Here is a 25,016-nt window from a genome sequence, read left to right on the forward strand (position 1 = left end):
CGACGCGGATCACGACAACTCCTCCGCCTCGGTGGGCGCGGTGGTCCGACTGACGACGATGTCGACGATCAGGCGTACGCCGGGAAAGCGCTCGGCCACCAGCCGGACGATCTCCGCCCGCCGGTGGGCGCTCTCGACCTCGCCGCACAGCGCCAGGCTGTGGTCCCGGCGGGAGACACCCACCCCCTGCTCGGCGATGTCGGCGTGCTCGCTGAGCATCCGCTGCACCGCCGCCTCGGTGTAGCCGTCCAGCCGGTCCGGCCCGGTCTGTCGCATCGACTGCCCCGATGTCCGGGTCATTGCCCCACCTCCTGGCTGTCGTCGGGTGCACGTCGGTGGCATACCCGTTCCCGGCCGGTTCGTGCGTGCGGGCGCGGCGCGGCGCGTGGCAGTGGGCGAGCGGGGTGACGACGTGCACGTGCTCGCTACCGTTGGGAAGGTGCTCGTCACAGTGACCCATGCGCCACCGTCACCACCATCACCGTCCCGGCCCGCGTCTCGCCCGCTGTCGCCCGTACAGTCCACGTCGTCAGCCGTGCCGCCATGCCCGCCACCGGACCCCGCAGGGAGCACAGTGGACGCCGATCCGGCCTGGTCGCCGCCGGACGGGCTGCGACGGATCGCGTTGGTGGGCATCGACGGGGTCGGCAAGACCACTCAGGCGCACCTGCTGGCCGAGGCGCTGACCGCCGCCGGCCGGCCCGCCCGGTACTGGCGCAACGCCGGCGGTCGACGCTGGCTCGACCGGTTCGCGGTCCGGATCGGCCGCCCGGATGCCCGGCGGATGGTCGGCCGTGGCGGGCTGATGTTCCTGGAGGCGTTGCTGCGCTGGCTCGCGATCGCCCGGTCGGTGCTCGGCTCGCGTCGAGTGATCGCGGTGATGGACCGGTACGCGGTATGCCAGTACGCCAGCATCCGCACCCACGGCGCCGGCCGCTGGGAACGGCTCGCCCGGCTGGCGTACCGGGTGTTTCCCCGACCGGACGTGACGTTCCTGCTCTGGCTGCCGCCCGCCGAAGCGGCCCGTCGGATCGACGCTCGGGGCACCGACCACGAGTCGCTGGAGTTCCTGGCGACCAGCGCGGCGGCCTACGGGTCGCTGCCGGAGGCCGCCGGGTTCGTGGTGATCGACGCCCGGGGCCCGGCCGCCCAGGTCGCTGCAAAGATCCGGCAGCGGCTGACCGACGGGCGGCTGACCGACGGGCGGCCGGCCGGCGCGTCGTGGTGGCCGGATCAGGACGATTCGCGCGCGTCGTGACCCGATCGTCGGTGCCTGCCCGGGCGGTGATGAACCGTGCAACCCGCTCGGGCCGTACTCCTGGCCAGGACCAACCGGCCGGCGGGCAGTGACGAGGATCGCAGGAGGGGTAGTGACGGGAATCGCTGCGCCTTGCCAGGTGTCGTGGTGTGCTGGAAGCCTGCCACACCCCGCCGACCTCAATGAATCGGGCCGTCGGCCGGCCCGACGCGGCGCGGCGATCGAGGAGCCTGGCAGGAAACGCCAATCCCGTTCACAGCAATTATTCAGGCAATCGTGTCAGCTTCGACTCACGAGACGGAATCCCTGACGCGTCTCATCTGTTGTGTAGGTGTCGGCGCCATACGGCGGGGCCTGCCACATCAGGTTCGCCGGATCGGAGGCAGACGTGACGGGGGAGAGGCTGATGGAGATGCGCATCGCAGGTGACAGGGCACGACGTGGGGTTAACGAGGGGACCGTGAGCAACGTGGAGAAGACGATGGCTTTGCGGACCGACGAGGTCGCCGAGGAGCGGGACCTCGTTGGCGTCTACCTGCATGAGATCTCCCGCACGCCGCTTCTCGACGCGGCCCGGGAAGTCGACCTCTCCAAGGCGATCGAGGCCGGCCTGTACGCGGAACACCTGCTGGAGCAGGGTGTGCCGCGGGCCGGGGTGAGCCGCGAGGAGTTGGAGCGGCTGGTCGTCGAGGGCGAGCGGGCGAAGGACCTGTTCATCCGGGCCAACCTGCGTCTGGTGGTGTCGATCGCCCGCCGCTACGTCCGGTCCGGGATGCCGATGCTGGACCTGATCCAGGAGGGCAACACCGGTCTGGTCCGCGCGGTGGAGAAGTTCGACTACGAGCGTGGTTTCAAGTTCTCCACCTACGCGACCTGGTGGATCCGGCAGGCCATCAGCCGGGCGATCGCCCAGCAGGAGCGGACCGTACGGCTTCCGGTGCACCTTGTCGAGGACGTCAACCGGATGCGCAACGTCGCCCGCCAGTTGACCCGCGAGCTCGGTTCGGACCCCGAGCCGGAGCAGATCGCCGCCTCGCTCGGCGTGCCGGTCGAACGGGTGCACGAGCTGGTGCGGTGGTCGCAGGACACGGTGTCGTTGGACACCCCGGTCGGCGACGACGGCGACACCAACCTGGGCGACCTGGTGGCCGACAGCGACGCCCCGTCGCCGGAGGACATCGTGCTGACCGGGCTGGAGCGGCAGCGGATCGAGGGTCTGCTCAACCACCTGGACGACCGGTCCGCCGGCATCATGCGGGCCCGGTACGGCCTGGAGGACGGGCGGGAGCACTCGCTGACCGAGGTCGCGTCGCGCTTCTCGCTGTCCCGGGAGCGCATCCGTCAGCTGGAGATCCAGGCACTGGGCCGGCTGCGGGAGCTGGCCCGGGCAGAAGGGCTGCAGGCCGCCTGACGAACTGACCGCAGGCGACCTGACCCGCCGACGAACCGACAGACTACCGACGAACTGCCGACGGCCCGGCATCCGCGCTAGCGGATGCCGGGCCGTCGGCAGTTCGTCGGGGCGAGCGACCGGGTCAGCGGACCCGGCCGTAGCCGTACGGTGGCATCATGTCCACGCTGGCCAGCTCGACGGTGCGGCCGAAGGTGGGAGCGTGGATCACCTGTCCACCGCCGACGTACAGGCCGACGTGGGCGAGACCGTTGTAGAACACCAGGTCACCGGGCTGCAGTGCGCCACGGTTGATCTTCGCGACCACGTCCCACTGCATCGCCGCGTTGTGCGGCAGGCTCTTGCCGGCGGTACGCCAGGCGGCGAGCGTCAGGCCTGAGCAGTCGTAGCCGTTCGGGCCGCTGGCGGCCCAGACGTACGGCTTGCCGATGGCTCCGTAGGCGAACTCGACGACCGAGCCGGCGGCACCGGACACCGACGGTACGGTCCCGGTGTACGACGAGCCGGTCTCGCTCGCGGCACCGTACGCCCGTTCCCGCTTGTCCATCAGCTCGTCGATGTCCGCTTCGATGCTCTTCTTGCGGTCGGCGAGCTCCTTGACCTGGGCGTCCTGCTTCTTCAGGGCTGCCTGCAGCTTCTCCTGCTCGGCCAGGTAGGTCAGTTGGGTGCTGGTGAACTCGCTGAGCCGCTGCTGCCGGTCCCGGGCCAGGTGGTCCAGGGTGCCGAGCCGGTGGATGAAGCTGCCGGAGGTGCCGTCGAGCAGGGCGGTCGCGGTGCTCAACCCGCCGGTCTTGTACGCGTTGACCGCGATCTGACCGACCTCGGTCTGCGCTGCCGCGAGTTCGGCCTGCAGCGGGCCGAGCTTGGCGTCGATGTCCTCGGCCGCCGTCCGGGTGGCCTTGGCCTCCTCCCTGAGCCGGTTGTACGACTCGACGACCTTGGCCAGCTCTTCGGATTCCTTGTCGATCTGCTGCGTGAGTTCGCTGACCGTCGGCTGGGCGGTCGCGGCGGTCGCCGGTACCACCAGGCCGAGGCTTACGCCGGTCAGCATCAGGGTGCGCAGCAGAATCCGCGCTGTTGACAAGAACGCAGAACCCTTCTTCCTGGCCGCCTACCGGGTTAGCTGACGGATTCGGGCGGGAAGTTCGCCCTACCGCGGTGGACCGCGGATTCACCCCAGGTGCCGGTGGGTCCCCGGATCGCGACCGTGGAATCACTGGCTGTAACGCCAGGTAATCTCGCTACGGCGATTCGGCGGCACTGGACCGGCATCACCGCTTCCCGGTGACTGGCGACCGGACCAGCCGGTCCAACTTAGCCGCAAGGGTTGCGACCCGGAAAGTGCTGCGATCGTGATCCGCGGCATGGAACTGACTGGGGCCCGGTGACAGTTACTGGATGTGACGGCTGGCTGCTCTGGGCAACATCTCCCTGCCTTCGTGTAATCGGTCGACTGCGGTGCGTCGTCATTGGCGGGCGGTTGATCAACTGCGAATAATGCGTCATTAGTCGGTCTACGCGGTTGTTGTCATTGTGCTATACGGATAAATGGGGATGGAAGGTCTGATTCGTCATCCAGGAAGCGGCCTGCCGTACGTCATTCTGCTAGGTGGCAGAATGACTACCTTCCATCGAGTAGCTTGCTGTTTGCACAATGGACCCGCAAGGTCAGCGCCGCACGAGCCCTTCGGAGGCAGCTATGCGTGCTACTCGCCAGACCCCACCCCGACGCGGTTCCCCGGTACCCGCCCCGTCCGGCCCCAGTGTCGGACGGGCCTTCTACCGGCAGCCCGGTATCTGCGTGACCGGTGAATGGTTCGTCGTGGCCGGCCGGCGGTTCGCCGTCCGCGACCTCACCGAACTCCGGACCGCACGAGGTGCCCGCGACCGTCTCACCGGCCGGGTGATCGTGGTGACCGCCGTGACCCTGACGGCGGTCGCGGTGACCGTCGGCTACACCCGCGGGTTGGATGAGGTCAGCGCGGGTGCCTACCTCGCCATGCTGGCGGCTGCGTTCGTGCCGGTGGCGGTCGCCTGGCTCGGCGACCGGTTGCGGCCGCGGGCGTACGAACTATGGGGCCGCCACCAGGGACTGCTGGTGCTGCTGTTCAGCACCGACGACGAACGCCAGTACGGCCAGGTGAGCCGGGCGTTGATGCGGGCCCGGGAGATGTCCCGGCTGGCCGGTCTGTCCGAGCCGGTCACCATCGAGCCGTGGATGCCCGACCAGCGGTGAGCGGGCCCGGCCGCCGTGGCGGTCGTCGGCGGGCTGGTCAACGTCGGTCAGCCCGCATCCGGCCCGTCCAGTCGACGGGCGAGGTCGTGCAGCATCGCCACCGAGTCGGCCGGCGACAGGGATTCCGCCCGTAGCCGGTCGAACACATGCTGGTACGGCCGGACCTCGTCGGCCCGGTCGATGACCTCCTCGACCAGAGCGCTCTCCACGTACACCACATCGGCGTCGGCCTGGTCGGCGAAGTGCAGGATGACGAACGGACCGAGCACCGTGTTGCTCCCGGCGGTGAACGGCAGCACCCGGACCGTGATGTGGGGCGCCGCGGACATCTTCGCCACGTGCTGGAGCTGCTCGCGCAGCACCCGCGGGCCGCCGGTCATCCGGCGCAGCGCCGCCTCGTCGATGATCACCTCGATCTGCGGCGGGTCCGCGCCGAACAGCACCTCGTGCTGGCGGGCCAGTCGGATCTGCACCCGTCCTTCGATCTCGGCTGCCGGTACGTGGTGCGGGCCGTCGGCCGGGATCACCGCGCGGGCGTACTCCTCGGTCTGCAGCAGGCCGGGGAAGCTGATCGGCTGGAAGTAGCGCAGTGCCGACGCCTCCGCCTCCAGACCGATGTAGGCCGCGTAGGCGGCCGGCACCCGGTCCTTGTATCCGCTCCACCAGGCGCGCCGTCGTGCCGCCCGGGCCAACTCGACGAGATCCTGCACCTGCTGCTGGTCGCGTACGCCGTACAGGTCCAGCAGGGCCTTGACGTCGTTGGTCGAGATGCTGACCGACCCCGACTCGATCCGGATCAGCTTCGACAGCGACCAGTCCATTTGAGCGGCGACGTAGTCCTGGGTCAGCGCGGCGGCCTCGCGTGCCCGGCGTAGCGCCGCACGCAGCCGGCGACGCCCGATGGTCGGGCCCTGGTGTCGGGCAGACATGGGAAACGCTCCGGGGGAGTGCCTAGCAGTGTGCTACCTGGCTGGTTGCCACCCTGTTGCACGCTACACCGCCGCCGTCAGGTCTGCTAAGGACGGCCGGCCCCTCCGCATGGTCCGGACGGCGGTTCCGCCGGCTTTCCCGGTGTCGCCCAGTCGCGTCAGCAAGATCGAGAACTGGTACAGTCCGCCCGATTGCCTGCGTGCTCTGATGGCAAATTTACTGATTTATCCTTATTAAGGAGTCTGGGTGACTGTGACCAGCACTGCCGGTCCGGCGTGGCGTAAGAGTCGCCGCTGCGAGGCGACGACCTGCGTTGAGGTAGCCGAGATCGGCCCGGCGGTCGGGGTGCGCAACTCCACCGACCCCGGAGTGCACCTGGAATTCTCGGCCGCTGCCTGGTCGGCATTCGTCGCCGGGCTGTCCGGTGCACCGACCAGCTCCGGCGGCCACACCACGGGTTGATCCGACGCCGCACATGGCTCGGTACCACGGCCGCCGGCAACGTCGGCCGTACGCCCCGGCCGGGTCGGCCCGACCGGTGCCGGCCCGGCCCGGGGCGCTGTCAGCCGGCCACCGCCCGCCCGGTGTCAGCCGGAGAACACCTTGTCCGGCTCGGTACGCGGTTGCCCGCCCGCCCAACGGACGACCACCCGCTCGGCGTAGAACGACACGAACGGCACCGTCCCGGCCAGCATGATCGCCAGGATCCGGCCGAGTGACCAGTTGGCCCGTCGGGCCAGGTCGAACGCGGCGACCAGATAGACCATGTAGAGGAACCCGTGCGCCGGCCCGACCGTCTCGACCACGATGGCCTGGTCGAACAGGTACTTCAACGGCATGCCGACCACCATCAGCAGGATCAGCACCACGCCGACCACGTACGCGATCAGTCGGTACCGGGTGAGTGCGCCTGACACTGTCGTCCGTCCTTCTCTCTTCCGGTCAGCCCGGGTAGTCGCCAGCCCTGGCGTGCGGGTTCGCGTTCAGCCAGGCCAGGTAGTCGTTGTAGGCGGCCAGGTCCGGATCCTCCAGGCCGGGAGCAACGGTCGCGCCGGCGGTGGACCGGACCCGTACCGGTCGGCCGAACGCCTCGTCCCGGTGCCCGCTCCGCCGCGGTGCCCGGCTGTGCGGTGCCCGGCTGTGCGGTGCCCGGCTGTGCGGTGCCCGGCTGTGCGGCGACGGCGACCCGTCGTTCGAGCCGGGTGCGGCCCGGCGGGCCTGGCGCACCTCGCGGACCCAGATGAACACCACGAACGCCGCGAAAACCGGCCATTCCACCGCGTACGCCCAGCTCAGCGTGTTACCGGCGGCGGCCCGGCTGATCTGCCACCAGCCGAGCGCGAGGAAGCCCGTCACCAGCGCCACCGCCACCAGGTGCCGCAGGATCCACGCCGGGGTCCACAGCTGCCGCATGCAGGGAAGCGTACCGGCCGGCCGTCGGCTTCTCCGACGAGCCGTCGTAGTCAGGTGCGTGACCGCCGGCAAGCCGGGTGCCCGGTGTTTGCCGCCGGCCAGCAGGGGAACCCTACGACGGTAATGCCTCGTCGACTCCCCGGAGGCCGGAGATGACGGATTCAGCGCGGTACGGCAGTTACTCCCCGGCAGCGGCCGGTCGGCCATTCGAACCCCGGCCGGACCATCCGCCCGGTGCCGACCGGCCCTGGTCGGCACCGGGCGGACCGGGTGCCCAGACCTGGGTCGACACGATCGACGAAACCGGGATCGACCCGGTGGAGCTGGCCGACGACGAACTGCTCCGTGAGATCGGCAGCCTGCACCGGACCCGGCTGGACACGCTGCGGCACGGTACCGACGCGGCGCTGGCCAACCACCTGCACCGCACCGCCGACCTGGAGACCGAGTACCTCACCCGGCACCCGGGCCGCGAGGTCGAGGCCGCACGGTTGCGGCACGGGAGGTGAGTCGTGCCCGCGTACGCCGAACGCGGTGTCTCCGCGCCCCCTGAGGTGGCGTTCGGCACCGCGACCGACCCCGACCGCCGGGCCGCCTGGCTTCCGGGGCCGCTGCGTCAGGCGTCGGCGGAACCCGCCCACGGCGACCACCTGCAGGCCCGGTGGTCTACGGCGGGCGGCCCGTGGGCTGCCGTGGTGCAGGTGTACCCGGTGCAGGCGGGTGGTGCCATGCTCCACCTGGAGCTGGATTGCGACCTGCCGCACGAGCAGCTGACCCGGCTCGCCGACGAGACGTTGACCAGCCTGGTCCGGGCGGTCACCGACAACCTGAACGCCGGTTGACGACCGGTCGTCAACGACCGGTCGTCAACGCCGGATGGCCGCCGGGGTGGATTTTCAGTCGGCGGTGAACCCGGGCTTCTCCATCCCGGACCAGCCGCGAGGCGTCTCCGGCTCCCGGTCCCGGTCGGTGCCTTCGATGATGTCGTGGGAGACCGCCGTGTCGTCGTGCTCGCCGGCGAAGTCCGGGTCGTCCTCGGGCGGCTGGCCGTCCGGGGTCTGGCCGAGGGCGGCGGCTGGTCGGTTCTGGTGTTCGTCCATCAGTGATCAGGCGCCTTCCGTGGAGGAATGCAGGACCTCTTCCGCCTCGTCCTGGGCGTATTCGCCTTCTGGCAGGGCGTTGATCCTGGTCAGCAGGTGAGCGGGTAGCTCAGCGGCGACCGCCCGACGGGCGATCTCGGCGCGGCTCACCCGTTCCTTGCCGAGGTAGATGTCGTCGAGCAGCGCGTACAGCTCGGCACGGGACGTCTCATCGGTCACCCTCGCCTGCTACCCCGCACGCGGCACGGCAAACAACGGTCCACGCACCGAGCCGGATCGCCGGTTTCATCCTGGCGACCGTCGGCGTTCCGCCCTCCCGGTCCGATCCGGGCACCTACGCTCGGGCCAGGAGGTGGACTCATGATCGGCACCATCTTGTGGGCGCTCGTCGCCGGCGCGATCATCGGCGCTCTGGGACGTCTGCTGCTACCCGGGCGGCAGAACATCTCGGTCTGGCTGACCATCGGCGTCGGAATCGCCGCCGCCCTGCTCGGCGGTGTGATCGCCGCCTGGCTGGGTATCGGCGAGACCGCCGGGATCGACTGGCTGCGGCACGCGATCCAGGTCGCGCTGGCGGTGTTCTTCGTCTGGATCGCCGCCCGGGTGACCGGCCACCGGCCGACCGACGCCCCACGTCGAGCCACCCGCTGACCTTCGCCCCCTGCCGATCCCGGAGCCGGCCGTCGCGCCGGCTCCGGGCATGGTCACCAGCGAGCGCTGTCGGCTACCGCTGCGCGGCGGCCAGCGCCGCCCGGCGGTCCCCGACCGCCGTCGCCAGCCGCCCCAGGACCTGGGCGGTCTGGTCCCAACCCAGGCAGGCGTCGGTGATCGACTGTCCGTGCACCAGTTCCCTGGTCGGGTCAAGATCCTGCCGGCCGGCCACCAGGAACGACTCCAGCATCACCCCGACGACGCCCCGTTGCCCGGCGCCGAGTTGCCCGGCGACGTCCTCGACGACCAACGGCTGCCGGCGGTGGTCCTTGCCGCTGTTGCCGTGGCTGGCGTCGATGATCAGCCGCTGCGGCAGTCCGGCGGCCCGCAGCAGGTCCAGCGCGGCAGTCACCGACGCGGCGTCGTAGTTGGGCTCACCGGCACCGCCGCGTAACACCAGGTGACAGTCGGCGTTGCCGCGGGTGTGCAGGATCGCCGGCGTCCCGGACATGTCGATGCCGGGGAAGACGTGCGGCACGGCGGCGGCCCGGATGGCGTCCACTGCGGTGGCGACGCTGCCGTCCGGGCGGTTCTTCATGCCGATCGGCATGGACAGCCCGGAGGAGAGCTGCCGGTGCACCTGGCTCTCCACGGTGCGGGCGCCGATCGCTCCCCAGGCCACTGCGTCGGCGATGTACTGCGGGGTGATCGGATCGAGGAACTCGCAGCCCACCGGCAGCCCGGCCCGCAGCACCTCGAGCAGCAGCGAACGGGCGATCCGCAGCCCGGAGTTGACGTCCCCGGATCCGTCCAGGCCCGGGTCGTTGATCAGACCCTTCCAGCCGACCGTGGAACGGGGCTTCTCGAAGTACACCCGCATCACGATCAACAGGTCGTCGGCGTGCCGTTGCGCGGCGTCGGCAAGTAGGTGCGCGTACTCCAGGGCGGCGGCCGGGTCGTGCACCGAACACGGGCCGACCACGACCAGCAGCCGGTCGTCGTGTCCGTCGAGCACGCCGGCGACGGCTCGTCGGCCGTCCAGCACCCGCGCGCTGAGCTGGTCGTCGAGGGGCAGCTCGTGGTGCAGCAGGGCCGGAGTGGTGAGCGGGACGACCCGGTCGATGCGCTGATCGGCGACGCGGCCGATGGAGGTGCTCATGTGGTGCCTTTCCTTCCGCCAGCCTCCCTGGGGAGCCGGCGCCCCCAGCCGAGCCGGCTGCTCGTTGGCATACGAAAGGGCAGGGGCTCGATGCCCGCTGCCCTTGGCCGGCTCTGGTGGGGTGACGTCAGGTCAAGGCTGAGCCACCGGCACCAGGGCCGGCTGCCTAAACCATCGATACGTGCGCGTCACGACCCACACTGTACCGGATCGGCCGCTGAGCGGCACCCCTGCCGGACGGCACCACCGGACTTCGGCCGGTCCTCGCCACCCGTTAACCCCGGTCGACATCCGTGGCCACCAGCGCCATCTAGCTTCATCGATTGCCACAAGTATCGATGGAGGTCGAGATGGATCGTCGTAGCGTACTGCGTGCCACGGTGGTCGGCGCTGGTGCCGCCGCCTTCTCCGGCAGTCTCTGGACCGGCGCCTTCGCCGCACCGGCGCAACCCGGCGCCAGCCCGTACGGGCCACTCGGCAGTCCCGACGCCAACGGCATCGCGCTACCCGCCGGCTTCACCAGCCGGGTCGTGGCCAGGTCGCGCCAGCGGGTCGGCGACACCTCGTACGTCTGGCACGACGCACCGGACGGTGGTGCCTGCTTCACCGCCGGGACCGGCTGGGTGTACGTCTCCAACTCGGAGATCTCCCGTACCGGCGGTGCCTCGGCGATCCGGTTCGACTCCACCGGCGACGTGGTCTCGGCGTACCGGATCCTGGCGAACACCAACCGCAACTGCGCCGGTGGCGCCATGCCCTGGGGCACCTGGCTCTCCTGCGAGGAGGTGGCCCGCGGGTACGTCTACGAGACGTACCCGCTCGGCGGCACCGGCGCGGTGCGGCGCCCGGCGATGGGCCGGTTCTGTCACGAGGCCGCCGCCGCCGATCCGGTCCGCGGCGTGATCTACCTGACCGAGGACGAGAGCAACGGCTGCTTCTACCGGTTCCGGCCGGACACCTGGGGCGACCTGTCCACCGGCACCCTCGAGGTGCTGGTGGCCGGCAGCGGTACCAGCGGGCCGGTCAGTTGGGCCCGGGTGCCGGACCCGGACGGCGGCCCGATCGCCACCCGCTTCCAGGTATCCGGCGCGAAACGGTTCAACGGCGGGGAAGGATGCCACTACGCCGACGGCGTCTGCTGGTTCACCACCAAGGGCGACAACCGGGTCTGGGCGTACGACGCGGTCGCCCAGCGGATCGACCTGGCCTACGACGACTCGCTGATCTCCGGCACCCCGCCGCTGACCGGCGTCGACAACATCGTCGGTACGCCGGGCGGTGACCTGTACGTCGCCGAGGACGGCGGCAACATGGAGATCTGCCTGATCACCCCGGACGAGCGGATCGCGCCGTTTCTGCGGATCAGCGGCCAGTCGTCGTCGGAAATCTGCGGTCCGGCGTTCTCCCCTGACGGCGGCCGGCTGTACTTCTCGTCGCAGCGCGGCACCTCGGGTGCGTCCTCCGGCGGCATCACCTACGAGGTACGCGGCCCGTTCCGCTCCTGACCTACGCGGCGGCGGAATGCATGACTCGGCCGTCGCCCGGGTAGTCACTCGGTCCATGAACACTGACACCGACGACGACCCGTTCACCGGCTCACCACCACCGGGCGCCGCCACCACGGGTCAGGCGGAAGCCGAAGCGGAGCGGATCGAATCGCGCGCCGGCCACCTGCTGCCGGAGGAGGAGGCGGCCGGCAGCGACGACCCGGTGCGTCAGGCCGCCGCCATCCTGGACGACTCCGACCGGCGCGAGCAGCCGCGTCCGCAGCCGGGCAGCGAGCCGCCCGGCTGACCCCGACGGCACCCGGCCGGCCCGGTGCGTCCGGCCGGGCCCCCGATCGGATAACGTCGGGCGCATGTCGCCCAACGGGTACCCCTGGCCGATCGAGACCACCCGGCTGGACAACGGCCTACGGGTCGTCGTCAGCCCTGACCCCAGCGCACCGGTGGTCGCGGTCAATCTCTGGTACGACGTGGGTTCGCGTCACGAGCCCGCCGGCCGGACCGGATTCGCCCACCTCTTCGAACACCTGATGTTCGAGGGATCGGTCAACGTCGCCAAGACCGAGCACATGAAGCTGGTGCAGGGCGCGGGTGGCTCGCTCAACGCCACCACCAACCCGGACCGGACCAACTACTTCGAGACCGTCCCCGCCGAGCACCTGGCCCTCGCACTCTGGCTGGAAGCCGACCGGATGGGCGGCCTGGTGCCGGCGCTGACCCAGGAGACGTTGGACAACCAGCGCGAGGTGGTCAAGAACGAGCGGCGGCAGCGCTACGACAACGTGCCGTACGGCGACGCCTGGCTGCGGCTGCTGCCCCTGCTCTACCCGCCGGGGCACCCGTACCACCACGCCACGATCGGCTCGATGGACGACCTGAACGCCGCCGACCTGGCCACCTTCCAGGCGTTCCACGAGATGTACTACGCGCCGAACAACGCGGTGCTGACCGTGGTCGGCGACACCGACGCCGACGAGGTGTTCAGCCTGGCCGACAAGTACTTCGGCGGGATCGCCGCGCGGCCCGACATCCCACCGGCGCCGGACGGGCGTACGCCGGCACCGCTGGCCGGCCCGGTCACCGAGACGGTCACCACCGACGTGCCGGCAGCCCGGCACTACTTCACCTACCGCACCCATCCGTTCGGGACCTCGGCCTACGACGCGGCGACCGTGCTCGGCACAGTGCTGGGCAGTGGCCGGGGCAGCCGGCTCTACCAACGGCTGGCCGACGGTGCCCGGATCGCGCAGCCCGACTACCTGGGCGCGTACGGCGTCGACCTGGCGCACGCGCCGGCGCCGCTGATCATCACCGCGACCGCCCAGCCGACGGTGACCGCCGAGCGGCTCGCCGACGGCCTGTCCGAGGTGCTCGACGAGGTGGCCCGCGACGGCGTCACCGAGGCTGAGGTCGACCGGGCCAAGGCGCTGCTCACCACCGGTTGGTGGCGTCAGGTCGCCAGCTTCGAGGGCCGGGCCGACACCCTCGGCCGCTACGCCACCCAGTTCGGCGACCCGGCCCGCGCCGGGGAGCGGCTGCCGGGCTGGCTGGCGGTCACCGCCGAGGCGGTCAACGACGAGGCCGCACACCTGTTGCGGCCGGACAACCGGGTCCAGCTCAGCTACCTGCCGGAGGGCGACCAGTGACGATCATCGCGCAGCGTCCCGGACCGGGCGCCGCCCGGCCGTACCGTTTCCCGGACGTGGTCCGGCGCAGCGTGGCCGGTGGCGAGATCGTCGCCGCCCACCTGCCCGGCCACCGACTGGCGGTGGCGACCCTGCTGCTGGACGCCGGTGCCAGCCGGGAACCGGTCGGCCGGGAAGGGCTGGCCGGAGTTCTCGCCAAGGCACTCGAAGAGGGCACCGAGACCCGGGACTCGGCCGCGTACGCCCTGGTCCTGGAAAGTCTCGGCACCGAGTTGTCGATCTCCGTCGACTGGGACTCGTTCCGGGTGGGCGTGCAGGTCAGCACCGACCGGCTCGGCGCGGCCGTCGAGCTGCTCACCGAGGCGGTCCGGACCCCCCGGCTGGATCCGTCCGATGTCGAGCGGGTCCGCGACGACGAGGCGACCGCGCTGCGGATGTACTGGGCCAACCCGGGGCCGCGGGCGGAAGCCGCGCTGCGCGCCGACCTGTTCGGTGCCGACCAGCGGCACGGCCGGCCGATGAGCGGCGACCCCGAATCGGTGGCGGCGGTGACCGTGGCGGACGTCGTCGACTTCCACAGTGCGTGGTTCACCCGGCCCGGCACCCTGCTGGTCGCCGGCGATCTGGACCTGATCGACCTGGACGCGCTCGGCGTGGCCGCCTTCGCCGGGGCGACCGGCTCGCCGTCACAGCCCGGACCACCGTTGCCGGTCACCTTGCGGGACCATCGGCGGATCATCCTGGTCGACCGGCCGGGCGCGGTGCAGTCCACGTTGCGGCTCGGCCACCCGGCACCGCACCGGGCCCACCCCGACTACGTGCCGATGACCCTGGCCAGCACCGTCCTCGGTGGAGCCTTCACGTCGCGGCTCAACCACCTGATCCGTGAGGTACGCGGCTACACGTACGGCATCAGGTCGGACTTCGGGATGTCCCGCCGGTTCGGGCGCTTCGCGGTCAGCTCCAGTGTGCAGACCGGGGTCACCGCGCCCGCCCTGATCGACTCGGTCGGTGAGGTGTCCCGTACCCAGGCCGACGGGGTGACCGAGGGGGAGCTGGCGGTGGCCCGGTCGTGGCGGGCCGGTCAGCTCTCGGTCGAGCTGCAGACCCCGCCGGCCATCGCCAGCGCACTGGGGACCCTGGTCGTGCACGGGCTGCCCGACGACTACCACGCCCGGCTGCGCGACGAGCTGCTGTCGGCGACGGTCGAGCAGGTCTCCGCCGCCGCCGCCACCCACCTGCAGGCCGAAGGGCTGACCCTGGTGGTCGAGGGTGACGCGGCGAAGATCCGCGACGAACTGACCGCCTCCGGCCTGGGGGAGCTGCACGACGCCGACTGATCCGCACCGGGCCAGGGGTGTCGTCGCCGGGCCCGGGGTGTCGGGCTCAGCGGCGTTGCAGCAGGCGCAGGGTGCGGAGCGGGTGCGGTCCGCTGGAACCCTACGCGCCGCTGCGGTTCGATCCGCCCCGTCAGGGCCGCCAGGTCCGCGTCGCCTGTCTGGTATGTCCGGTTAGGCGGTTAACGTGTTGGCTTCCCTGCGGTAGTGTCCTACGGTTGCCGGATGATCACTCCTGCGCAGCGCGACGGAGCCGTGACTGTCACGGCTCCGATCGTCGTGCGCACCTTCGCGCCGAGTGCCGTCGCGCCGGGCGTCCTCGTGTCCGGCGTCGCTGGTCGGCCGGGCCTGCCGCGCCCTACCGGCCGGGCGCCTCCGGAGCGCCGTCGCACCATCACGACGACGGCCACCAGGGGCGAAGCGGATCAGCTTCGGCCCTTTTCTGTTGTGAGGAGACCCGATGAGCACCGAACTGCACGGCACCCGCGGCACCGAATGGATCGAACAGGTACGGGTGCAACTGGCCGACCAGTTGGACACGCACCGGGCCCAGCTGACCGAGCTCACCGCCGACACCGGCGACCCGGGTGAAGCGCACACCCGGGCCGCGCTGGTCGTCGCCGCCCGGCGCGGCTACGACCAGACCGTCGAGGCGTTGAACCGGATCGCCGAGGGTCGTTACGGCCGCTGCGACCGGTGCGGCGGCGAAATTCTCCGGGAACGGCTGGAGATTCTGCCGCACGCCCGGTACTGCGTGCCCTGCACGCGCTGACCGCCGCCTTGCCCGCCTACCGCCTCGCGGTCGGTAGGCGGGCAAATACATTCGAACCCACGGCGGTGTGTCGTCCGTTGTACCCGGGTGTCCGCAATGTGCCGCAGAGAGGCGAGCGCTGATGCCCCAGCTCCACACGTCGGTGATGATCCGCTACGCGACCTACACCGACACCCCGCAAGTGGCCAAGACACTGGTGGAGGCATTTCTGGACACCCCCGAGTCGTCCTGGCTGATCCCGGACCCGGTCGCCCGTCGGCAGGTGTACCAGCGGTTCTGTCCGGCGTTGATCGACTACGGGCTGCGCCAGGGCAGCATCTACCGGACCGAGGACTACAGTGCGGTGGCGGTTTGGCGCCCGTGCAGCCTGATCCTGCCGAACCCGGTGGAGTACGAGCAGCTGCTCGACGACACCTGCGGTGAATACGCGTACCGGTTCCGGTTGCTGGACAACGCACTCGCCGAACGACACCCGGTGGGCGAGCACCACTACCTGGCGTACCTCGGGGTCACCCCGGACCGGCAGGGCTACGGCCTCGGTACGGCGTTGCTGAACCACCGGCACGCCATCTTCGACACCGCCGGCAGCGCCGCCTACGTGGTGGCCAGCAGCCCCGGCGCCCGAGATCTGTACGCCCGGCTCGGCTACCGGCTCACCGCCACGGCTCCGTTCCACCTGCCCGACGGCGGCCCGCTGCTCTGGCCGATGTGGCGCCAGCCGCAGCTGGCCCGCCGGTACCTGAACTGATCGCGTGTACCTGAACTGACTGCGCGGGGGTACGCCGACGGGTCGGAAGGTGACGCCGGACAACTCGGTTCCGTCCCGGCCCGGCCCGTCGGTAACCTTCGCAGCATGAGGATCGGGGTTGTGACATGAGGATCGGAATAGTCGGCGCGACCGGGCAGGTCGGTGGCGTCATGCGGCAGGTGCTGGAGCAGCGGGCGGTGCCCGTAGACGAGTTGCGGCTGTTCGCCTCGGCCCGCTCAGCCGGTCGGACCCTGCCGTGGCGCGGCAGCGGGATCGTCGTCGAGGACGCCGCCACCGCCGACTACCGCGGCTTGGACATCGCCCTCTTCTCGGCCGGCAAGGCCACGTCGAAGGAGCTGGCGCCACGGGTCGCGGCGGCCGGTGCCGTGGTGGTCGACAACTCGTCGGCCTGGCGGATGGATCCGGACGTACCGCTGGTGGTCGCCGAGGTCAACCCGCAGGCGGCCGCCGACCGCCCGAAGGGCATCATCGCCAACCCGAACTGCACCACGATGGCGGCGATGCCGGTGCTGCGCCCGCTGCACGAGGAGGCCGGCCTGGTCAGCCTGGTCGTCTCGACCTACCAGGCGGTCTCCGGCGCTGGTCTGGCCGGTGTCGCCGAGCTGGACGAGCAGGTCCGCAAGGTCGCCGAAGGGGCGGCGGCGCTCACCTTCGCCGGCGGCGCGGTGGAGTTCCCGGCGCCCCGGTCGTTCGCCGCGCCGATCGCGTTCAACGTGCTGCCGCTGGCCGGTTCGATCGTCGACGACGGCTCCGACGAGACCGACGAGGAGCAGAAGCTGCGCAACGAGAGCCGCAAGATCCTCGGCATCCCCGAGCTGCGGGTGAGCGGGACCTGCGTCCGGGTGCCGGTGTTCACCGGCCACTCGCTGCAGATCAATGCCCGGTTCGCCCGGCCGATCGACCCGCGACGGGCGGCTGAGCTGCTGGCTGACGCGCCCGGTGTGGCGCTGTCCGACGTGCCGACGCCGCTGCAGGCCGCCGGCCAGGACCCGACGTACGTCGGCCGGATCCGGGTCGACGAAACTGTCGAGCACGGCTTGGCGCTGTTCTGCGCCAACGACAACCTGCGTAAGGGCGCAGCCCTCAACGCGGTGCAGATCGCCGAGCTGCTGATCGCTGCGGCGGCCTGAGCCCGGCACCGCAACAGTCAGCACCGCAACAGTTACCGCCGCAACGCCGGGCGGGTCGTCGTCAGTCGGCGGCGACCCGTTCGGCGAGCAGCATCGCGGCGTCGTCGCTGATCTGACCGCCGGCGTGCCGCTGCAGCTCGGCGACGACGCGGTCCAGCACCTCCTGCCGGTCCGGCAGCTCCAGGCACGCGGTCACCCGGTCCGAGGCGAGGAACTCGCCGCGTCCGTTGCGGGCCTCCACCAACCCGTCGGTGTAGAGCAGCAGCCGGTCCCCGACCTGCCAGGGTCGGGTCACCCGGAGCGGCTCCGGCGCGTGGCGGCGCAGCCCCAACGGCGGGTGCCGGTCACCGGGCTCCAGGATCTCCAGCGTCCCGGTGGCGGGACGCAGTGCCGGTGCCGGATGGCCACAGTTGATCACGGTCAGCGTGTCGTCGGTGAGCTGCACCAGGGCGGCGGTGACGAACTGCGCCGGCTGGCCGGTACCCACTCCGTCGCGGTACACCGCCTGGTCCAGGTCGGCGGCGACGGCGGACAGTTCCGGCTGTACGAAGGCGGACTGTCGGAAGGCACCCATCACGGTGGCCGACATCTGGACCGCCTGCAGGCCCTTGCCGCACGCGTCCCCGATGATGATCCTGGTCCCGTACGGGCTGTCCACGACGGCGAACAGGTCACCGCCGACGTTGGCTGCCTCGGACGCGGACAGGTACCGGGCGACCAGGGCGACATCGCCCAGCTGCGGCGGCGGTGCGCGTAGCACCGCCCGCTGCGCAACCTCGGCGATCTCGGTCATCCGGCGCAGCCGGGCCTCCCGCAGGTTCCGGGACCGGGCCACGTAGATCGACACGATGCCGACCGCGAAGACGACACTGCTGCGCAGCAGATGGTCCAGGCTGCCGAACATGCCGCTGGGCAGCCCGGCGACCAACGCGACGAAGCAGGCGACTGCGGTGACCAGTGCGGTCCGTCGGGTCTTCTCGACGGCGGCGGCGAGCAGCGGGGCCAGCGACAGGAATCCGAGCACGACCGCGCTGGTCTGGGTCAGCACGTCGATGACGGTGATGACCGCGATCAGCGCCAACGCCAGCGGCATTCCACGCCAGCGTTCCGTGCGGTGCAGCAACGACCGGTCGGCCGGGTGCGGCACCCGCGAATCCGGCGAAAGAGGCTTACGCCAGCTGACCCGGCGTGCCCACACGGCGTGCTCCCTACCCGGCCTGCCCGCCCGTGCACCTCGTGCCGGCGCAGCCGTTTCGACCTGCGAGCGTAGCCGATTCCACCGACCGGGGGAGGGCGCTGGTTTTTCGTTCCCGACCCCGGGTACCCCGAAGACGGCGCCGACACCGAGAGGAGTGCGTGATGACGACCGTCGGAGAGTTCATGACGGCCCGCCCGTTCACCATGGACGCCAGCGACATGTTGACGGCGGCGGCGCGGCAGATGCGGGACGCCGACATCGGCGACATCATCGTCACCAACGGGAGCGATATCCGAGGAATCGTGACCGACCGGGACATCACGGTCCGGGCGGTGGCATCCGAGATGGATCCGTCGATGACCCAGCTCAGCCAGATCATCACCGAGGACGTCGTGGTGGTGTCGCCGTACGACGACGCCGTCGCGGCCGCCGAGCTGATGCGGACCTACTCGGTACGGCGACTGCCGGTGGTCGACGACGGCCGCCTGGTCGGCGTGGTCTCCATGGGTGACCTCGCCGTCGAGTGGGAACCGGATTCGGTGCTGGCCGACATCAGCACCGACGACCCGAACAACTGACCACCGGACCGCTGCCGCGCCCACCGGGCCGGCTGGCGGCGCCGGAAACCCTCTGGTGGGTGTCCCCGACAGGTCTGCCCGGTCTCCCCGGCGCCCGGGTCCGGCAGACACGGGGACACCCGTCTGCGCCCACCCACCCAGATCGGAGTGCAGCATGAAGCGACCACGGATCGTCATCGCGGGTGCCGGCTTCGCCGGCTACCAGGCTGCCCGTACCCTGTCCCGGCTGGCCCGGGGGTCCGCCGAGATCGTCCTGATCAACCCGACCGACTACTTCCTGTACGTGCCGCTGCTGCCCGAGGTCGCCTCGGGTGTGCTGGAGCCCCGCCGGGTCACCGTCTCGCTGCCGGACACCCTGCCCGGCGTACGGGTGGTGCTCGGCGAGATCGACCAGATCGACCTGCCGGGCCGGCGGATCTGTTATGTCGACGGTGAGGGCGACCGGGCCGAGCTGAGTTACGACCGGCTGATCGTCTCCATCGGCAGTGTCAACAAGCTGCTGCCGATCCCCGGCGCCAACGAGCACGCGCACGGCTTCCGGACCCTGCCGGAGGCGCTCTACCTGCGCGACCACCTCACCCGGCAGATCGAACTCGCCGACTTCAGTGACGATTCGGCCGAGCGGGCCGCCCGATGCACCTTCGTCGTGGTCGGGGCCGGATACACCGGAACCGAGGTCGCGGCGCACTGTGTGACCGCCACCGACCTGCTGGTCCGCCGGCATCCCCGGCTGGCCGGCCAGCAGGTGCGCTGGCTGCTGCTCGACCTGGCCGACCGGGTGCTGCCCGAGCTGGACCAGCGGATGTCGGTCACCGCGCAGAAGGTCCTCGACGCGCGGGGCGTCGAGACCCGGTTCGGCACCTCGGTCCGCGAGGCGACCAGCGACGGGGTGCACCTGTCCGACGGGGAGTTCATCCCGACCCGGTCGCTGATCTGGTGTGTCGGGGTGCGCCCCGATCCGGTGGTGGACGATCTGGGACTGACCACTCTGAAGGGCCGGCTGGTGGTCGACGAGTTCCTCGCCGTACCGCAACATCCGGAGGTGTACGCGTGCGGTGACGCCGCCGCGGTGCCCGACCCGAACCGGCCGGGCGAGGTCACCCCGATGACCGCTCAGCATGCCGTCCGGCAGGGCAAGCTGGCCGCGCAGAACGTCGCCGCGTCGTACGGGCACGGTTCGTTCCGCCCGTACCGGCACAAGGATCTGGGGTTCGTGGTGGACCTCGGCGGCGCGCAGGCGGCGGCGAATCCGCTGCACGTGCCGATCTCCGGCCCGCTGGCCAAGGCGGTGACCCGGGGCTACCACCTGGCGTCGATCCCGGGCAACCGGATCCGGGTGGCGGCCGACTGGACGTTGGAGTCGTTGCTGTCGCGCCAGGGTGTGCAGCTCGGTCTGGTGCCGCCGTCGGCGGTGCCGCTGGACACCGCGTCGCCGGAGCTGGTGCACCCGGTCGGCCGCTGATCCGGTACGGGGCTGTCAGCCGAACCGTAGGTGGGGTCGGGGGTGGGCCGCGGCCTCCGCGACGACGTGTCCGGCCAACTCGCGGTCGATGCCGTGCCGGTGCAGTTCGCCGGTCAGTGCGGCCAGCCAGGTCTGCTGGTTCACGAGGTGGTCACCTCCTGCAGGATCGTGTCGACACCGGTGGCGAAGGACCGCCAGTCGGCGGTGGTCTGGCGCAGCCGCTGCGCACCGGACTCGGTCAGCCGGTAGTACTTGCGGGCCGGGCCGCTGCTGCCGGCGCGCCACCGGGCGTCGACCAGGCCGGTCCGTTGCAGCCGGAGCAGTACGGGGTAGAGCGTGCCGCCCTTGATCGGCCCGAGCCCGGCCGCCTGCAGCGACTGGGCCAGCTCGTAGCCGTACGACTCGTGCCGGTGCAGCGCCGCGAGCACGCAGAGGTCGAGCACCCCGCGCAGCCACTGGCCCCGCCGTTCCTGATCCACGGCCAGATAGATAGCAGCGCTATCTAGATAGCGCTGCTATCTATCCCCGGTCCGCTGTTTCGTACAGTGCCGTTTCCGGTGCGCCGCTGTTTCCGTGCCGGGCCGGCGGGTACCCGATCGACAGTGGCGACCCGTCGGAGAGGGAGACAATGATGGACATCGGCATCATCGGCGCCGGCAACGTCGGCTCGGCCCTGGCCCGGCGGCTGACCGAGGTCGGTCACCAGGTGACGATCTCTGCGTCCAGCCCGGATTCGCCGCGGCTGGCCGAGGCCACCGCCGGCACCGGGGTGACCGCCGGTGACGCGGCCCAGGCCGCCGACGCCGAGCTGGTCGTACTGGCGGTGCCGTTCACCGATATCGGTGACACGCTCACCGGGCCGGTCGCCGACGCGCTGGCCGGCAGCACTGTGATCGACGTGACCAACCCGCTCGGTCCGGACCACATGTCGCTGCGGATCGGGCACGACACATCCGCCGCCGAGCAGGTCGCCGCGATGGTTCCGGCGGCCAACGTGGTGAAGGCGTTCAACACCGTGCTCGCCCCGAACCACGCCCGGCCGGTGCTCGGCGGCGTACGGCAGTCGGTGCCGGTCGCCGGCGACGACCTGGCCGCCAAGAAGACCGTCCAGGAACTCGGCACCCAGCTGGGCTTCGACACGGTCGACGCCGGCCCGCTGTCCAGCGCCCGCTACCTGGAGCCGGTCGCCGCGCTGCTCATCCAGGTCGCCTACGGCGGCGGTGCCGGTCCGACGGTCGGTTTCGCGCTCGCCCGCGACTGACTGCGGCTTCGCCCTCGGGTCGGGAAACGCGCCACCCTGGCCGTATGGTGGACGGGTGTCGTGCGTGCCGTGTCCGGCAGGACGGACGCATCCGTTTAAACCCGAGGAGTTCTAGTGACCGTCACTCTGACCGCCGACAGCGCCGGATCGGTCAGCGACTTCAAGGTCGCCGACCTGTCCCTGGCGACCTTCGGTCGCAAGGAGATCGAGCTCGCCGAGCACGAGATGCCCGGGCTGATGGCACTGCGCCGTGAGTACGCCGCCCAGCAGCCGTTCAAGGGCCGCAAGATCGCCGGATCGCTGCACATGACTGTGCAGACGGCGGTGCTGATCGAGACGTTGACCGCGCTCGGGGCCGACGTGCGCTGGGTCTCCTGCAACATCTTCTCCACCCAGGACCAGGCCGCCGCGGCGGTCGTCGTGGGCCCGAACGGCACGGTCGACAACCCGCAGGGTGTCGCGGTGTACGCCTGGAAGGGTGAGACGCTCGACGAGTACTGGTGGTGCACCGAGCAGATGCTCACCTGGCCGGACGGCAGCGGACCGGACTCGATCGTCGACGACGGCGGCGACGTGACCCTGCTGATCCACCTCGGCAAGCAGTTCGAGGAGGCCGGCGCGGTGCCCTCCACCTCGGAAACCGACTCGGTCGAGTACGGCATCATCCTGGAGACGCTGCGCCGCTCGCTGGCCGCGAACCCGACCAAGTACACCGAGATGGCCAAGCCGATCATCGGGGTCTCCGAGGAGACCACCACCGGTGTGAACCGCCTCTACGAGCTGGCCCGCGAGGGCAACCTGCTCTTCCCGGCGATCAACGTCAACGACTCGGTCACCAAGAGCAAGTTCGACAACAAGTACGGCATCCGCCACTCGCTGGTCGACGGGATCAACCGGGGCACCGACGTGATGATCGCCGGCAAGCTCGCGGTGATCTGCGGCTACGGCGACGTCGGCAAGGGTGCCGTGGAGTCGCTGCGCGGCCAGGGGGCCCGGATCGTGGTGACCGAGATCGACCCGATCTGTGCGCTGCAGGCGGCGATGGACGGTCTCGACGTGGTGACCCTGGACGACGTCGTCGAGCGGGGTGACATCTTCATCACCACCACCGGTAACAAGGACATCATCCTGGCCGACCACATGGCGAGGATGAAGCACAACGCGATCGTCGGCAACGTCGGGCACTTCGACAACGAGATCGACATGGCCGGCCTGGCGAAGCTGCCGGGGATCGAGAAGGTCAACGTCAAGCCGCAGGTGGACGAGTGGCGTTTCCCGGACGGCCACTCGGTGATCGTGCTCTCCGAGGGGCGGCTGCTGAACCTCGGCAACGCGACCGGTCACCCGAGCTTCGTGATGTCGACGTCGTTCTCCAACCAGGTCATCGCCCAGGTTGAGCTGTACGCCAAGATCGGCGAGTACGGCAAGCAGGTGTACGTGCTGCCCAAGCACCTCGACGAGAAGGTGGCCCGGCTGCACCTGGACGCGTTCGGCGCCAAGCTGACCGTGCTCACCAAGGCCCAGGCGGACTACATTGGCGTCGACGTGGCCGGCCCGTACAAGCCGGAGCACTACCGCTACTGACCCACGGCCGTCGGAGCGCACCGCGAAACGGTGTGCTCCGACGGCGTACTCAGGCGGCCAGGCCGAGGGCCTCGGCGGCGGCCCGGCCATTGGCGTGACTCGCACCGTAGGTGGTGACGAAGGCACGCACCCCGGCCGGGCGCCAGGCCGATGGCCAGCCCATCTCCACCACCGCGACCGGGTGCCGGGCGGCCAGCCGTTCGATCAGGTCACCGGCACCGGGCACCCGGTGCAGGTGCCGGCCGACCAGCACCAACGGCCGGCCGTCGGCGGCCGTCGCGACCTGCTCGGCGGTCACCTCGGCCGGTGCCACCCGCAGCTGCCGGGCGTGGCCGAGGTGCGGTCCGAGGCCCCACGGCACCCGACCCTCGGCGATCGTCGAGCCGGCGGTCAGCTGCACCACCAGTGCGTCGGCCAGCCCGTCGAGGGTGCCTTCCACCCGGACGGCGCGGCGGGCGGCGGCGTACCCCAGGTCGGCCGGGCCGGCGGTTCCATCCGCCGCCGGCCGGACCACGGCGGCCAGCGCGGTCACCCGGTCGGCCGCCTGCTCGACCCGGCCGACCGGCAGTGTCCCGTCGCCGATCGCGGCGACGATGCCCGCCGCGACCCGTTCGACCAGTGCGTGGTCGACGCGGGCGCCGATGCAGAGCAGGTCGGCACCGGCGGCCAGGGCGGCGACCGCCGCCGGCACGATCCCACCGGCGGCCAGCGTGGCGCCGCGCATCTCCAGCGCGTCGGTGACGATCACCCCGGCGAAGCCGTACTCGTCGCGGAGCAGGCCGGTCAGCGCGGCCCGGCTGAAGGTGGCCGGCGCGTCGCCGGTCAACGCCGGGACCCGGATGTGCGCGGTCATGATCGCCGGGGTGCCGGCTTCGACCACGGCGGCGAACGGCGGCAGGTCCCGCCGGCGCAGCACCGCCATCGGTACGTCGACAGTGGGCAGTTCGAGGTGCGAGTCGGTGACCGTGGCGCCGTGGCCGGGGAAGTGCTTGGCGCAGCCGGCGACCCCGGCGTCGGCCAGCCCGGCGACGGCCGCCGCCGCATGCGTGGCGACCAGCGCCGGATCGGCCCCGAACGACCGGGTGCCGATGATCGGGTTGTCGTCGGCGGTGTTCACGTCGACGGTCGGTGCCAGATCGAGGTTCGCCCCGCAGGTGGCGAGCTCGTCGCCGATCGCCCGGTAGACCTGCCGGGTCAGCGCCGGGTCGTCGACCGCGCCGAGCGCCGCGTTGCCGGGGTACGGGCTGCCGGTGGCGTGCGCCAGCCGGGTCACGTCGCCGCCCTCCTCGTCGATGGCGACCAGCACGTCGGCCCGGGCGGCCCGCAGCGCGTCGGTGGCGGCCCGCAACTGCCCGGGTCGGTCCACGTTGCCGCCGAACAGGGTGTGTCCGGCGAGCCCGTCGCCGACCAGGTCCACCGCCCACTGCGGGACGGTGGTGCCGGGGTAGGCGGCGAGCAGGGTGCGCAGCGCCAGTCGCCGCAGAGCCTGGTCGTTCGGCATGTTCTCCCCCTCCGTGGCGTCTCCGCGGTCCGAGTGACGCACCGGGGAGGCACTGTTCGTTGCCGGTGAGTGCCGGGTCGTCCGACCGCCGAGGGTGTCACCGGCGACTACGCTA

30 protein-coding genes and 1 riboswitch are annotated in these 25,016 nt (G+C 71.1%); of the genes, 18 read left to right on the forward strand and 12 right to left on the reverse strand.

Features of this window, described 5'->3' with window-relative positions; all coding sequences use genetic code 11:
* Positions 1-9: 9 nt before the first annotated feature.
* Positions 10-300 (reverse strand): hypothetical protein, encoded by a 291-nt coding sequence (locus O7610_RS00100; RefSeq protein ID WP_475053662.1) that lies wholly within the window; start codon positions 298-300, stop codon positions 10-12.
* A gap of 274 nt (positions 301-574) precedes the next feature.
* On the opposite strand from O7610_RS00100, the gene O7610_RS00105 reads away from it, so the two are divergent.
* Positions 575-1,258 carry a dTMP kinase gene (locus O7610_RS00105; protein WP_281553736.1) on the forward strand — a complete coding sequence of 228 codons (684 nt, stop codon included), beginning with the start codon at positions 575-577 and terminating at the stop codon, positions 1,256-1,258.
* Between the two features lie 418 nt (positions 1,259-1,676).
* Positions 1,677-2,669, forward strand: coding sequence for a sigma-70 family RNA polymerase sigma factor (locus O7610_RS00110; protein ID WP_416553775.1), 993 nt, complete (start codon positions 1,677-1,679; stop codon positions 2,667-2,669).
* A 124-nt stretch (positions 2,670-2,793) separates the two neighbouring features.
* Here O7610_RS00110 and O7610_RS00115 read toward each other — a convergent pair whose 3' ends face one another.
* On the reverse strand, positions 2,794-3,753 hold the full coding sequence (locus tag O7610_RS00115; protein WP_475054839.1) for a C40 family peptidase: 960 nt from the start codon (positions 3,751-3,753) through the stop codon (positions 2,794-2,796).
* A 10-nt stretch (positions 3,754-3,763) separates the two neighbouring features.
* A riboswitch (cyclic di-AMP (ydaO/yuaA leader) is annotated at positions 3,764-3,901 on the reverse strand.
* 569 nt (positions 3,902-4,470) lie between these two features.
* On the opposite strand from O7610_RS00115, the gene O7610_RS00120 reads away from it, so the two are divergent.
* A complete protein-coding gene (locus tag O7610_RS00120; protein ID WP_289212411.1) occupies positions 4,471-4,905 on the forward strand; it encodes a DUF6232 family protein in 435 nt (144 codons plus the stop codon).
* A 47-nt stretch (positions 4,906-4,952) separates the two neighbouring features.
* Here the strand turns inward: O7610_RS00120 and O7610_RS00125 are convergent, their stop codons facing one another.
* Positions 4,953-5,834, reverse strand: coding sequence for a helix-turn-helix domain-containing protein (locus tag O7610_RS00125; RefSeq protein WP_281553738.1), 882 nt, complete (start codon positions 5,832-5,834; stop codon positions 4,953-4,955).
* 247 nt (positions 5,835-6,081) lie between these two features.
* On the opposite strand from O7610_RS00125, the gene O7610_RS00130 reads away from it, so the two are divergent.
* Positions 6,082-6,297 (forward strand): DUF397 domain-containing protein, encoded by a 216-nt coding sequence (locus O7610_RS00130; RefSeq protein ID WP_281553739.1) that lies wholly within the window; start codon positions 6,082-6,084, stop codon positions 6,295-6,297.
* Between the two features lie 125 nt (positions 6,298-6,422).
* On the opposite strand, the gene O7610_RS00135 is transcribed toward O7610_RS00130, so the two are convergent.
* A complete protein-coding gene (locus O7610_RS00135; protein ID WP_281553740.1) occupies positions 6,423-6,752 on the reverse strand; it encodes a DUF3817 domain-containing protein in 330 nt (109 codons plus the stop codon).
* 25 nt (positions 6,753-6,777) lie between these two features.
* Positions 6,778-7,248 carry a hypothetical protein gene (locus O7610_RS00140; protein WP_289212412.1) on the reverse strand — a complete coding sequence of 157 codons (471 nt, stop codon included), beginning with the start codon at positions 7,246-7,248 and terminating at the stop codon, positions 6,778-6,780.
* A 152-nt stretch (positions 7,249-7,400) separates the two neighbouring features.
* Here O7610_RS00140 and O7610_RS30520 point away from each other — a divergent pair, with 152 nt between their 5' ends.
* Positions 7,401-7,757, forward strand: coding sequence for a DUF6158 family protein (locus tag O7610_RS30520; RefSeq protein WP_348650100.1), 357 nt, complete (start codon positions 7,401-7,403; stop codon positions 7,755-7,757).
* Between the two features lie 3 nt (positions 7,758-7,760).
* Positions 7,761-8,090 (forward strand): SRPBCC family protein, encoded by a 330-nt coding sequence (locus O7610_RS00150; protein ID WP_281553742.1) that lies wholly within the window; start codon positions 7,761-7,763, stop codon positions 8,088-8,090.
* Between the two features lie 54 nt (positions 8,091-8,144).
* On the opposite strand, the gene O7610_RS00155 is transcribed toward O7610_RS00150, so the two are convergent.
* Both O7610_RS00155 and O7610_RS00160 read right to left on the reverse strand, forming a co-directional pair.
* Positions 8,145-8,348, reverse strand: coding sequence for a hypothetical protein (locus tag O7610_RS00155; RefSeq protein WP_123600344.1), 204 nt, complete (start codon positions 8,346-8,348; stop codon positions 8,145-8,147).
* 6 nt (positions 8,349-8,354) lie between these two features.
* On the reverse strand, positions 8,355-8,567 hold the full coding sequence (locus tag O7610_RS00160; protein ID WP_278167595.1) for a hypothetical protein: 213 nt from the start codon (positions 8,565-8,567) through the stop codon (positions 8,355-8,357).
* Between the two features lie 141 nt (positions 8,568-8,708).
* Between O7610_RS00160 and O7610_RS00165 the strand changes: the two genes are divergently transcribed.
* A complete protein-coding gene (locus O7610_RS00165) occupies positions 8,709-8,999 on the forward strand; it encodes a GlsB/YeaQ/YmgE family stress response membrane protein (protein WP_289212413.1) in 291 nt (96 codons plus the stop codon).
* Between the two features lie 73 nt (positions 9,000-9,072).
* Here the strand turns inward: O7610_RS00165 and O7610_RS00170 are convergent, their stop codons facing one another.
* Entirely contained in the window at positions 9,073-10,158 is a 1,086-nt protein-coding gene (locus tag O7610_RS00170) for a 3-deoxy-7-phosphoheptulonate synthase (RefSeq protein ID WP_281553744.1), read from the reverse strand.
* A gap of 350 nt (positions 10,159-10,508) precedes the next feature.
* Here O7610_RS00170 and O7610_RS00175 point away from each other — a divergent pair, with 350 nt between their 5' ends.
* The 7 genes from O7610_RS00175 to O7610_RS00205 all read left to right on the forward strand — a co-directional run bounded on the left by O7610_RS00175 (position 10,509) and on the right by O7610_RS00205 (position 17,317).
* Positions 10,509-11,663 carry an alkaline phosphatase PhoX gene (locus O7610_RS00175; protein ID WP_281553745.1) on the forward strand — a complete coding sequence of 385 codons (1,155 nt, stop codon included), beginning with the start codon at positions 10,509-10,511 and terminating at the stop codon, positions 11,661-11,663.
* A gap of 55 nt (positions 11,664-11,718) precedes the next feature.
* Positions 11,719-11,952: a hypothetical protein gene (locus O7610_RS00180; RefSeq protein WP_281553746.1), complete on the forward strand. Its 234-nt coding sequence runs from the start codon at positions 11,719-11,721 to the stop codon at positions 11,950-11,952.
* Between the two features lie 64 nt (positions 11,953-12,016).
* Complete coding sequence (locus tag O7610_RS00185) at positions 12,017-13,309, forward strand: M16 family metallopeptidase (RefSeq protein WP_281553747.1); 1,293 nt, start codon at positions 12,017-12,019, stop codon at positions 13,307-13,309.
* Positions 13,306-14,649 carry a M16 family metallopeptidase gene (locus O7610_RS00190; protein ID WP_281553748.1) on the forward strand — a complete coding sequence of 448 codons (1,344 nt, stop codon included), beginning with the start codon at positions 13,306-13,308 and terminating at the stop codon, positions 14,647-14,649. Before O7610_RS00185 ends, O7610_RS00190 begins: the two co-directional genes overlap by 4 nt.
* A gap of 457 nt (positions 14,650-15,106) precedes the next feature.
* On the forward strand, positions 15,107-15,418 hold the full coding sequence (locus tag O7610_RS00195) for a TraR/DksA family transcriptional regulator (protein ID WP_281553749.1): 312 nt from the start codon (positions 15,107-15,109) through the stop codon (positions 15,416-15,418).
* A 121-nt stretch (positions 15,419-15,539) separates the two neighbouring features.
* On the forward strand, positions 15,540-16,166 hold the full coding sequence (locus O7610_RS00200; protein ID WP_281553750.1) for a GNAT family N-acetyltransferase: 627 nt from the start codon (positions 15,540-15,542) through the stop codon (positions 16,164-16,166).
* A 125-nt stretch (positions 16,167-16,291) separates the two neighbouring features.
* The gene (locus O7610_RS00205) at positions 16,292-17,317 is read left to right on the forward strand and encodes an aspartate-semialdehyde dehydrogenase (protein ID WP_289212415.1); all 1,026 of its coding nucleotides are present in this window, start codon (positions 16,292-16,294) and stop codon (positions 17,315-17,317) included.
* Between the two features lie 61 nt (positions 17,318-17,378).
* On the opposite strand, the gene O7610_RS00210 is transcribed toward O7610_RS00205, so the two are convergent.
* Positions 17,379-18,464, reverse strand: coding sequence for a PP2C family protein-serine/threonine phosphatase (locus tag O7610_RS00210; protein WP_281553752.1), 1,086 nt, complete (start codon positions 18,462-18,464; stop codon positions 17,379-17,381).
* A gap of 212 nt (positions 18,465-18,676) precedes the next feature.
* Between O7610_RS00210 and O7610_RS00215 the strand changes: the two genes are divergently transcribed.
* Together O7610_RS00215 and O7610_RS00220 are read left to right on the forward strand one after the other, a co-directional pair.
* Positions 18,677-19,093, forward strand: a complete 417-nt coding sequence (locus O7610_RS00215) for a CBS domain-containing protein (RefSeq protein WP_281553753.1) — start codon at positions 18,677-18,679, stop codon at positions 19,091-19,093.
* A gap of 154 nt (positions 19,094-19,247) precedes the next feature.
* Positions 19,248-20,555, forward strand: coding sequence for an NAD(P)/FAD-dependent oxidoreductase (locus O7610_RS00220; protein ID WP_281553754.1), 1,308 nt, complete (start codon positions 19,248-19,250; stop codon positions 20,553-20,555).
* Between the two features lie 15 nt (positions 20,556-20,570).
* Here the strand turns inward: O7610_RS00220 and O7610_RS00225 are convergent, their stop codons facing one another.
* A complete protein-coding gene (locus tag O7610_RS00225) occupies positions 20,571-20,699 on the reverse strand; it encodes a hypothetical protein (RefSeq protein WP_281553755.1) in 129 nt (42 codons plus the stop codon).
* Positions 20,696-21,034, reverse strand: coding sequence for a PadR family transcriptional regulator (locus O7610_RS00230; RefSeq protein WP_289212416.1), 339 nt, complete (start codon positions 21,032-21,034; stop codon positions 20,696-20,698). Before O7610_RS00230 ends, O7610_RS00225 begins: the two co-directional genes overlap by 4 nt.
* Before the next feature lie 149 nt (positions 21,035-21,183).
* Here O7610_RS00230 and O7610_RS00235 point away from each other — a divergent pair, with 149 nt between their 5' ends.
* Positions 21,184-21,816, forward strand: coding sequence for an NADPH-dependent F420 reductase (locus O7610_RS00235; protein WP_502959066.1), 633 nt, complete (start codon positions 21,184-21,186; stop codon positions 21,814-21,816).
* A 114-nt stretch (positions 21,817-21,930) separates the two neighbouring features.
* Positions 21,931-23,400 carry an adenosylhomocysteinase gene (gene ahcY, locus O7610_RS00240; RefSeq protein ID WP_281553756.1) on the forward strand — a complete coding sequence of 490 codons (1,470 nt, stop codon included), beginning with the start codon at positions 21,931-21,933 and terminating at the stop codon, positions 23,398-23,400.
* 49 nt (positions 23,401-23,449) lie between these two features.
* Here the strand turns inward: ahcY and O7610_RS00245 are convergent, their stop codons facing one another.
* Positions 23,450-24,901 (reverse strand): glycoside hydrolase family 3 N-terminal domain-containing protein, encoded by a 1,452-nt coding sequence (locus tag O7610_RS00245; RefSeq protein WP_289212417.1) that lies wholly within the window; start codon positions 24,899-24,901, stop codon positions 23,450-23,452.
* Between the last annotated feature and the right edge of the window lie 115 nt (positions 24,902-25,016).

This window comes from Solwaraspora sp. WMMA2065 (genome assembly GCF_030345075.1).
GTDB lineage: Bacteria > Actinomycetota > Actinomycetes > Mycobacteriales > Micromonosporaceae > Micromonospora_E.

What these genes read in the sequence shown, in the direction of transcription:
- O7610_RS00100 (WP_475053662.1), bottom strand. Translation starts at nt 300, where the DNA reads ATGACCCGGACATCGGGGCAGTCGATGCGACAGACCGGGCCGGACCGG.
- O7610_RS00125 (WP_281553738.1), bottom strand. Translation starts at nt 5,834, where the DNA reads ATGTCTGCCCGACACCAGGGCCCGACCATCGGGCGTCGCCGGCTGCGT.
- O7610_RS00140 (WP_289212412.1), bottom strand. Translation starts at nt 7,248, where the DNA reads ATGCGGCAGCTGTGGACCCCGGCGTGGATCCTGCGGCACCTGGTGGCG.
- O7610_RS30520 (WP_348650100.1), top strand. Translation starts at nt 7,401, where the DNA reads ATGACGGATTCAGCGCGGTACGGCAGTTACTCCCCGGCAGCGGCCGGT.
- O7610_RS00155 (WP_123600344.1), bottom strand. Translation starts at nt 8,348, where the DNA reads ATGGACGAACACCAGAACCGACCAGCCGCCGCCCTCGGCCAGACCCCG.
- O7610_RS00165 (WP_289212413.1), top strand. Translation starts at nt 8,709, where the DNA reads ATGATCGGCACCATCTTGTGGGCGCTCGTCGCCGGCGCGATCATCGGC.
- O7610_RS00170 (WP_281553744.1), bottom strand. Translation starts at nt 10,158, where the DNA reads ATGAGCACCTCCATCGGCCGCGTCGCCGATCAGCGCATCGACCGGGTC.
- O7610_RS00175 (WP_281553745.1), top strand. Translation starts at nt 10,509, where the DNA reads ATGGATCGTCGTAGCGTACTGCGTGCCACGGTGGTCGGCGCTGGTGCC.
- O7610_RS00180 (WP_281553746.1), top strand. Translation starts at nt 11,719, where the DNA reads ATGAACACTGACACCGACGACGACCCGTTCACCGGCTCACCACCACCG.
- O7610_RS00185 (WP_281553747.1), top strand. Translation starts at nt 12,017, where the DNA reads ATGTCGCCCAACGGGTACCCCTGGCCGATCGAGACCACCCGGCTGGAC.
- O7610_RS00195 (WP_281553749.1), top strand. Translation starts at nt 15,107, where the DNA reads ATGAGCACCGAACTGCACGGCACCCGCGGCACCGAATGGATCGAACAG.
- O7610_RS00200 (WP_281553750.1), top strand. Translation starts at nt 15,540, where the DNA reads ATGCCCCAGCTCCACACGTCGGTGATGATCCGCTACGCGACCTACACC.
- O7610_RS00205 (WP_289212415.1), top strand. Translation starts at nt 16,292, where the DNA reads ATGAGGATCGGAATAGTCGGCGCGACCGGGCAGGTCGGTGGCGTCATG.
- O7610_RS00215 (WP_281553753.1), top strand. Translation starts at nt 18,677, where the DNA reads ATGACGACCGTCGGAGAGTTCATGACGGCCCGCCCGTTCACCATGGAC.
- O7610_RS00220 (WP_281553754.1), top strand. Translation starts at nt 19,248, where the DNA reads ATGAAGCGACCACGGATCGTCATCGCGGGTGCCGGCTTCGCCGGCTAC.
- O7610_RS00235 (WP_502959066.1), top strand. Translation starts at nt 21,184, where the DNA reads ATGATGGACATCGGCATCATCGGCGCCGGCAACGTCGGCTCGGCCCTG.
- O7610_RS00245 (WP_289212417.1), bottom strand. Translation starts at nt 24,901, where the DNA reads ATGCCGAACGACCAGGCTCTGCGGCGACTGGCGCTGCGCACCCTGCTC.